Annotated in this window: 8 protein-coding genes and 2 pseudogenes; 3 read left to right on the top strand and 7 right to left on the bottom strand. The window is 67.8% G+C overall.

Translation table 11 applies throughout. The features are described from left to right. Positions 1 to 543: 543 nt before the first annotated feature. From ACFVX4_RS41200 to ACFVX4_RS41190, 3 genes are all read right to left on the bottom strand, one after another. On the bottom strand, positions 544 to 909 hold the full coding sequence (locus ACFVX4_RS41200) for a DUF4440 domain-containing protein (protein ID WP_389988378.1): 366 nt from the start codon (positions 907 to 909) through the stop codon (positions 544 to 546). A gap of 232 nt (positions 910 to 1141) precedes the next feature. Further along, the gene (locus ACFVX4_RS41195) at positions 1142 to 2089 is read right to left on the bottom strand and encodes an NAD(P)-dependent oxidoreductase (protein ID WP_389988375.1); all 948 of its coding nucleotides are present in this window, start codon (positions 2087 to 2089) and stop codon (positions 1142 to 1144) included. A 52-nt stretch (positions 2090 to 2141) separates the two neighbouring features. After that, complete coding sequence (locus ACFVX4_RS41190; protein WP_389988372.1) at positions 2142 to 2987, bottom strand: DUF4157 domain-containing protein; 846 nt, start codon at positions 2985 to 2987, stop codon at positions 2142 to 2144. 144 nt (positions 2988 to 3131) lie between these two features. Between ACFVX4_RS41190 and ACFVX4_RS41185 the strand changes: the two genes are divergently transcribed. Then, positions 3132 to 3389, top strand: a complete 258-nt coding sequence (locus ACFVX4_RS41185) for a hypothetical protein (RefSeq protein ID WP_389988369.1) — start codon at positions 3132 to 3134, stop codon at positions 3387 to 3389. Here the strand turns inward: ACFVX4_RS41185 and ACFVX4_RS41180 are convergent. From ACFVX4_RS41180 to ACFVX4_RS41170, 3 genes and pseudogenes are all read right to left on the bottom strand, one after another. Beyond that, a pseudogene (locus ACFVX4_RS41180) lies at positions 3335 to 3505 on the bottom strand (hypothetical protein); the annotation flags it as partial. The gene ACFVX4_RS41185 and the pseudogene ACFVX4_RS41180 sit on opposite strands and share 55 nt — an antisense overlap. After that, positions 3481 to 4017, bottom strand: coding sequence for a relaxase domain-containing protein (locus ACFVX4_RS41175; RefSeq protein ID WP_389988366.1), 537 nt, complete (start codon positions 4015 to 4017; stop codon positions 3481 to 3483). The pseudogene ACFVX4_RS41180 and the gene ACFVX4_RS41175, both read right to left, overlap by 25 nt. Before the next feature lie 246 nt (positions 4018 to 4263). Beyond that, a complete protein-coding gene (locus ACFVX4_RS41170; protein WP_389988363.1) occupies positions 4264 to 4935 on the bottom strand; it encodes a DUF4097 family beta strand repeat-containing protein in 672 nt (223 codons plus the stop codon). A 262-nt stretch (positions 4936 to 5197) separates the two neighbouring features. Between ACFVX4_RS41170 and ACFVX4_RS41165 the strand changes: the two genes are divergently transcribed. Together ACFVX4_RS41165 and ACFVX4_RS41160 are read left to right on the top strand one after the other, a co-directional pair. Then, entirely contained in the window at positions 5198 to 5932 is a 735-nt protein-coding gene (locus ACFVX4_RS41165) for a helix-turn-helix domain-containing protein (protein WP_389988360.1), read from the top strand. Positions 5933 to 6109: 177 nt separating this feature from the next. Next, positions 6110 to 6328, top strand: coding sequence for a GDSL-type esterase/lipase family protein (locus tag ACFVX4_RS41160; protein ID WP_389988357.1), 219 nt, complete (start codon positions 6110 to 6112; stop codon positions 6326 to 6328). Between the two features lie 183 nt (positions 6329 to 6511). Here the strand turns inward: ACFVX4_RS41160 and ACFVX4_RS41155 are convergent. Continuing rightward, positions 6512 to 6747 (bottom strand): annotated as a pseudogene (locus ACFVX4_RS41155) (TetR family transcriptional regulator); the annotation flags it as partial. Positions 6748 to 7601 lie beyond the last annotated feature (854 nt).

Raw genomic sequence — 7601 nt, 5'->3', positions numbered from 1 at the left:
TCAGCGGACAGCAAGACTTCGACAGCACGAGGGCCTCGATACGACATAAAAACAGCCTACAGACTTAAGGCCGCCTTTTCTGGCGCATCACACTAAGACATCCTCCCGTTTGTCCCACCTGCCGTGCCCCAGCAACCGATGGACTCCTCCAGGGCGCGGCGCTGCTGCCCCTCCGGGTGATCTGCTGTGCGAGCGCGGCGCGATCGACGGGGAGCGAAGGCGGCGAGGACCAGGCGCCGCGGTTCCGCATGTTCCAGGGCTTCGACTTCCCCTTGCACGGGGTGGTCGAATTCGAAGCCGTAGCGGGGGCAAGGCGGGCTGGCGTGGGTCGCCGCTTTGCCCTCGGTCGCGGGCAACGCGTACTCGTTGACGGCCTGATCGAAGGTGAGCAGCACGCGCCGGGTTTGCGTCCAGCAGCCGGTTCGTGTCACCGAGTGACGTCACTTGTCGACGGGTTTGGGAGGTACGGGGCCTTGCCAGGGCAGCATCCGGCTGCGCGGAAGGAACCGTCAAGGCTGGCTGACATCGGCGGCCATTGATCGCTCAGCTCGTCAAAGTGCCCTGGTGGAAATACATGCGCCAGCCCACTTCCGTCAGACGCCACACGGAGCTCCGCCATGCTCGGCGCCCGCTGTGGTCGGCGAAGTACGTCAGATGAACGATGCCGGGAGCGAGTACGGCCCCCGACATCTCGCTGACCTTGACCGGAGCTTCGGGGACCACCGAACCGTCACTCGTCACCGTGAGGATCGATGTCGCATCCCAGCGCCGCCCCGACGCTCCGATCTCAAGGAACTCCGGGTCCAGGAGCTCGGACACCAGGCCCGGCGAAGCACGCACGTCAGGGTCGAGAAGCCGCATCTCCGCCTCAATGGCCGCTTGAACGGCCCGCTCACTCTCGTCTGTCATGCACGGACCCTACGGACGTTCCTCGTCACGTCACAGCGAATAATTGACGCAACGCAGGCAGCGACACTGGCAATGACGTCGATTCCCGTCAACATCTATGGCTGGGTTGATCACCGACTATCTCCGGAACCCATGCACAAATGCTGTCGCTAGACGTGAACGAAGCCACACGATGTTGTCCGTTCCACCGAAGCCGGTCGCCGTCTCATCCAACCCAGTTGAGCTACAGGCGTCAGGCGTGTGGCGACAGGCCGTCGTCCACGGGGACGTTCTCGGCTTCCAGCGTGATGCCGGAGTTCCTGGCCTGCTCAAGGAGCAAGGCGGCGAAGTCCTCCTCGACATGCCCTGCCCCGACAGCACCCGCGACGAGCTGAGCGGTGGCGGCGGCGAGCGGCATCGGGACCTCCAGCTCGCGGGCTGCGGACAGCCCCAGATCGAAGTCCTTGCGCAGCAGCGGCATGGTGAACGTCGGCTTGAAGTCCAGGTTGACCAGCGCAGGCGACTTGTAGCGGGTGTAGACCGAGCCCAGCACGGAGCCGTTGAGAAATTCCAGGAGAGCGGCACGGCTGACACCACCCTTCTCCGCGAGGACGGTGATCTCGGCGAGCGACTGGGTGAGGACACCGAGGAAGACGTTGTGCGCGATCTTGACGAGACGGGCGACCTCGCCCTCTCCGACGTACGTCACCCCGCGCCCCAGCAGTGCCAGCAACGGCTCGACCTGGTCGAACACCGCGCGTGAGCCGGAGACGGCGACGGTCAGCTTGCCTGCGGCGATCACCCGCGGGTTCCCGCTTACCGGGGCGGCCAGGAAGTCGGTCCCACGCTTGGCGGCTGCTTTGCGGATCAGCGCAGACATCTGCGCGGACACCGTGGAATTGTCAACCAGCACCCCCGGTGCGGCATCCGGCGAGGTCAGCACGCCGCCAGGGCCCGTGGTGACCGCCTCCAGGTCGGGCGATGCGGAGACCATGGTGAAAACGACGTCCCGGTCGGCCAGACCGGCCGCCCGGTCGACGATCGCGGCTCCCCGTTCAGCCAGCGGTTCGGCCTTGGCACGGGTCCTGTTGTAGACAGCTACGTCGTGCCCCGCGTCCAGCAGCCGGGCGGCGAGCTGGAAGCCCATTCGGCCGGTACCGATCCAGCCGATGCGCGGGCGGTCCTGGGCGGCATACGTCATCTTCTTTGTACCTCGATCCTGGAAGACAGCTCGACCTATGGGGCCCTGCTGCTCACCGACCGGACCGCCGCACACGACCGGCAAGGTGCCGACACGCGACGACCTCTGCGTCAGATTGCATGACCATCCCGCCCTGCCTGAGGCTCAGGATGGAGACCTGCTGGACCACACCCGCGTATGCGAGCAAAGATGAGTCTGCCTCCCCACACACTCGCTCGGCTTCAGGCGCAGCTGCAGACACTCCAGGCGGGTGACGGCGTGCCTCGCCCAGACCCCACCGACCGGGTTGGATGGGACGGCGACTGACTTCGGTGAGAACGCCTTCGTCCCGGTCGGAAGGGTCCGACACCCGCAAGCCCGCACTGTTGTCGGTGTCAGCGACCGGCCCCTGCCGCTGCTGAATGACGTGCGTCAACTCGTGCGCCAGGGTGTGCTTGTCGGCGCCGCCCTCGCCGACGACCACATGGCTGCCCGAGGTGTAGGCGCGGGCACCGACTTCGGCGGCGGAGGCCTTCGCGGCGCTGTCGTTGTGGATGCGGACGTCGGAGAAGTCCGCCCCGAGCCGCTGCTCCATGTCCGCCCGTACATCGGCGGCCAGCGGCCGGCCGGCGCTGCGCAGCACATCCGGAACGGCAGAGCGCTGCGCGGGCGCCGGCTCCAAGTGGCCGCAACCGGCCCCGTGCCGGTGCTGTTCCGGCTGGACCCAGGCGTGGCCGCTCTGGCGGAGCACCCGGACGACGGCGGCATTGCCCACAGTGCTCTGCAAGGCGGCCAGGGCCTCGGTCGTCCACCCAGCGGACAGCGCACCTCCGGCGGCGGGTCCGACCGGACGTTCCGTAACGACCGACCGACGTTGCTTGGCGACAGCCTCGGCCGATCGCTCCTCTCGCGCGCGCATTGCCACTCCCTGGACTCGGGTATACGGAGTCCAGGTTCCTTCTGTGGCGGGCAGCGGATCAACTGCCGGAAGGGCAGACGCAGGGCAGCCCCTCCCGCCTCAGAGCCCAGGGCCCGGTGAACCTCATCTGAACGGCCGTCCCCCGTGGCCGGTTCCGGCAAGCTCCGGGTGCGCCGGGTCCTCGAACCTCTCCCCGGCATCGGCGCCGTCCGCGTCGGCCAACTGTTCGCCAGCCTCGGCATCTCCGAGAGCCGCCGCGTCCAGAGCCTCGGCTCCGGACAGCGCGTCCGGTTTCTCACTCCGGCGACGTCCATCACCGGGCGGCACCCGCCGGTGACGACGCGCGGCTCGGAAGCCGACCCCAGCGCCTCACACGCCTCAGCCATCACGACTTCGTTGTAGAGCGCCGACGCGGCGACGACCGTCTCGTTCAGCGCCTCGGTGTGCACCGAACCCCAGGTGCCGTCCGGGCGCCGGCCTTCGACCGACAGCATCAGGTGATCGCGGAGCAGCGGCATTCTCTCCCGTGCCTCATAGTGGCGGAACTGGGCGGCGACCAGGTCGCCGGGCCCGGACCCGGACCCGGACCCGGTGGATGCCACCACGGCCGAACCGGATCACCGCCACCTCGTCCGTCATCACCAAGCGCCCACGACAGGTAGATCGTCGGATGCGGACGGAAGAGGGGGTCGACACCCGTGACCTTCACCCGGCGCCCGAGCGCACCGGCCCGCCACGCGTCCCTCGGAGACTCCCCCGCGGCCAGCCGGTCGGCCTCGATCAGGTCCGCGTGCGGGTGCCGGCCCCCCTCACCGAACAGGTTCCGCAGCTGCGCCTCAGTGGCCTCGCCCCCGGCGACCAGGCCGAGGACGGCGAGCCCACGGCCCATCCATCGACCGGCCGGCACACCGGACTCCTCCTGGGCATCGGCCAGCGGCGTGCGGGACGGTCGGCGGCCGTCGCCGACGACAACCTCGCGCAGGTAGTAGCGGTACATCTGTCCGGCGGTGACCTTCGCGATATCCATCATGCAGGCCATGCCACATCACCCTGACCTGAAGAAGAGACCGATCAGTCGTACTTCCCGCCCCACGAGAGCAGCGGCCTGGCTTTCTTTCCAAGTGCCCGTCGGACGGGAACCGTCTCCGGCGCTGCCGGGAGAAGGACGCCTTCAACCGCAGCAGGCGCCCTGGCGGACGGGATTGGTCGTGGCGCAGCCCGTGCGCCGCGATGGCCAAGTTGGTCATGAGGAGAGCTCCTTCAAAGGGTGCGCGGTTCAGAGACTGTGGGCGGTGATGTCGCCCTGGGAGGTGGTCGCCTTGATGGTCAGGCCGTCGGCGGCGCCATCGGTGTTCTTCAGCGCGTTGTTGATCCGGCCGTAACCGGTGCGGGCGTCCAGGACGGCGGAGACCCCGTGGGCCGCACCGACGGTGATGTCGCCCTGCTGGGTGTTCAGCGTGAGCGTGCCGCGCACAACCTCGGTGACGTTCACGTCGCCCCGCTGGGTGCTGATCTCGCCGGGACCGTTCAGCCGGCCGACCGTGATGTGGGCGTCGAGGCCGGTGAGGCGCGCGCTCGCGGCCTCGTCGAGCTTGACCGAGCCGTAGCCGCCGTCAAAGGCGACATCGCCGAGACGTCCCACACCGCGGAACTCTGCGGCGGCGGCCTTCGCTTCGACGCGGGAGCCGACGGGCAGCTGGATGGTGACGTCGACGGATCCGGAGTGGCCGAGGATCCGGTTCTTCGCTTCCGGGGCCTGGATCCGCAGGACGCCGTCGGCGTAGGTGACTTCGGTCTGTTCGGCCGTCTTCACGTCGCGGCTCTTGGCGGGGTTGGCGGGCCGGACTTCGACGGTGGTGTCGGTGCGGTCAGCGGCGATGAACTGGATGCGTCCTGCGGGGACGTCGAGGACGGCCTGGACGGCGGCGGGGGTGGCGAACTTCTGCATCGTGCTCTCCTTCTCCGGTATCGCGCGCCCCTTCGGCACGCTTTTTCCGATGGCAGAAACGCTACGTTGCATTCATTAATTCAGCAACAGTTTCGTTGCGTCAAAAACCCATATCTGCAGGTGGATACATAAAAGTTGATGCAATAGCCTCGCGCATAACGCAACGCTTCGACCCGCAGCACGTTGCAATGAATTGAGAGTGAACGCTATAGTCGGCACACCAGCCACCACAGGGCCGCCCCAGGCCACGAAGGAGACCGCGATGCCGGGAGGCAGGCTCAACCAGCAGGAACGCCAGCAGATCGCACTGGGACTGGCCGACGGCCTCGCCTACGCCGAGATCGCCCGACGCCTGGAGCGGCCGACCTCGACGATCACACGCGAGGTGATGCGCAATGGCGGTCCGACCAGCTACCGTGCCGAAGTGGCCCACCGTGCCACCGAACACCGCGCCCACCGCCGCAAGAAGGCCGCGCCCCGGGACCCGCAGACACCCCCGCAACCCTACGGACGCGACGCCGAAGAAGTGCGCGCGTACGAGGAAGTGTTCACCACCGTCGTCATCGCTTCGGGCATGCCCACGATGATGGCCAGGGTGACGGCCTGCCTCATCCTCACCGACACCGGTAGCCTCACCGCGGCCGAACTCGCCCAACGTCTCCAAGTCAGCCCCGCGGCCGTCTCGAAGGCGATCGCGTTCCTGGAGAGCCAGGGCTTCGTCCGCCGGGAACGCGCCGAAGGCCGACGTGAGCTCTACGTCGTCGACGACGACGTCTACTACCAGTCCATGATGGCCAGCGCCCGCTCCATCGCCCAGGTCGTCGACACGGCACGCCAGGGCATCCCCGTCCTCCGCCCCGGCACTCCCGCCGCCACCCGCCTCGAAAACATCGCCCGCTTCCTCGACTTCGTCTCCGAAAGCACCGCCCGCGCCGCCGAACAGGCCCGCGACATCCTCCACACAAAACCCGAAACAACCCCGGACACCACTACCTGAGCCACCACCAGACCGCCGGGGCAGACAGCCACATACACACCCACCGACCTCGCCCGTCACCGGCCTTTCCAGCGCTGGCGGGCGAGGCCGGCGCCCTCCACGATCCACCCCTTGGCGGGGCGCGGGCCGACCTGGACGGAAGACGAGAGCCCATACTGGCTAGGCCCAATACCGGTGATGGAAGAGCGAAAGCAGTGGCGCACCGACCTGGACCCGAAGATCCAGGCCGTGCGCGAGCTCGCCCGCAAGTACGGCGCGCATTTGCTTGACACCGACGGCATGTTCGCCGAGCTCGCCGCGAGGACCGGGCCGGAGTACTGGGCCGCGGACGGCGTGCACCCGACGCCGGCCGGTCACGCCGCACTCGCGGCGGCCTGGCTGCGCCTGGTCGCGTGACCGAGCCTCGCAATCGCCCGCGACACTGACGATCGCGAGAAGCTTCGCCGGTCGCCCCCAGGCGGGCCGCAGGAACCTGGGGCTGGATGAGACGGCTGACGGCGAGCGATCGCTCGGCGATGTCCCGTTGTACCCGGCGCGGATCGGCGATGTGCTGACCTTTCGCTGTGCCTGTTCGCAATCTCACCCGATCGAACGCACCTTGTGGCGTTGTCCCTCGGCGTCGCCGTGCGCTGCGCTCGTCAGAATCGCGCTCACGACAACACCGGAGAGGTGATCGGCGCGTGACGCGAGCGAGGGTTGATCGCCGTGCCACGCGAGCGACCCGGCCAGCGCAAACAGGTCGGTGCCGTCGATGTCGGTCCGCGCCAGGCCCTCGGCCTGGCGCGGGCAAGGAGTCGCGCGCCGGCCGCGCGCAACCGGCACCAACACGATCGTGAGCATCATCGCCGGACTGGCCGCCGCCTTCCTCGGTAGCACCCTGGTCGGCTCACTGCTCCCGTGAACGCTTCCGCCAGGGCGGCGTTGGCAGTGTCGTGGTGGCCCAAGGGATCAAGTTTGTGGTCAGCACGGGAGGCGGGCGGTCTATTCGAGGTGTGCGGAAGCGCGACATCGTGCATGGCGGTCTTCTCACCGATGCCGAACAGGCGCATGTGCTTCAGCGGATCACCGGTCACGAAGGCCTCGTTCAGGCGGCGGTCCTGGCGAAGCCCGTCCAGGCTCATCTCCTTGGGCAGGGAGTCACCGGATCGTGCTCCTGGTGACGGCCGGCTGGTCCGGGTTGAGTGCGGTGCGTCGGCTGACGAGCAGGTGGGGGTTGGCCGAGGCCGACCCTCCAGACCTTGCGCCGGTCCCCAAAGAGCAACTGCACCGTGACCTCGCAGCATGCACCACTGACCTGACGATCTACACCATCCTTCGCAACTCGTCACGTATCAGGACGATCTCAAGGCATGCCGAAGAGCCACCCGATGAGACGGCTTTAAGTGTCTGGAGAACCACCGAGCTTGGGCGCAAACCACCAGCCCGGCCCGTCAGGCAGTGTTGGAATCGCCTGGGCCAGTGCCACTTTGATCGGGAACTCCGCAGACCCGAACCTGCGAGCCCGACACCCCTGGGAGCGCACCGGGCGGTCCGTACGGCCTGTGCCTGGCGAAGCCCCGTTTCCGGAGTGCAGATCTGAGAGGGCGGTATGTGACGTGATGCCACGTTTGCTGTCGCTGGAACGTGTGGCACAGGCGTATCGGGGCTGATCGGAGAGTCCTGTCGTGCT

Source organism: Streptomyces sp. NPDC058240, assembly GCF_042882135.1.
In the GTDB taxonomy this organism is placed as follows: Bacteria; Actinomycetota; Actinomycetes; order Streptomycetales; family Streptomycetaceae; genus Streptomyces.
Note: the sequence above shows the minus strand (reverse complement) of the source record. Positions and strands in the feature narration are given on the sequence as shown.

Excerpts from the sequence above, each read along its gene's own strand:
- ACFVX4_RS41200 (WP_389988378.1), bottom strand. The coding sequence starts at position 909 with ATGACAGACGAGAGTGAGCGGGCCGTTCAAGCGGCCATTGAGGCGGAG.
- ACFVX4_RS41195 (WP_389988375.1), bottom strand. The coding sequence starts at position 2,089 with ATGACGTATGCCGCCCAGGACCGCCCGCGCATCGGCTGGATCGGTACC.
- ACFVX4_RS41190 (WP_389988372.1), bottom strand. The coding sequence starts at position 2,987 with ATGCGCGCGCGAGAGGAGCGATCGGCCGAGGCTGTCGCCAAGCAACGT.
- ACFVX4_RS41175 (WP_389988366.1), bottom strand. The coding sequence starts at position 4,017 with ATGATGGATATCGCGAAGGTCACCGCCGGACAGATGTACCGCTACTAC.
- ACFVX4_RS41170 (WP_389988363.1), bottom strand. The coding sequence starts at position 4,935 with ATGCAGAAGTTCGCCACCCCCGCCGCCGTCCAGGCCGTCCTCGACGTC.
- ACFVX4_RS41165 (WP_389988360.1), top strand. The coding sequence starts at position 5,198 with ATGCCGGGAGGCAGGCTCAACCAGCAGGAACGCCAGCAGATCGCACTG.
- ACFVX4_RS41160 (WP_389988357.1), top strand. The coding sequence starts at position 6,110 with ATGGAAGAGCGAAAGCAGTGGCGCACCGACCTGGACCCGAAGATCCAG.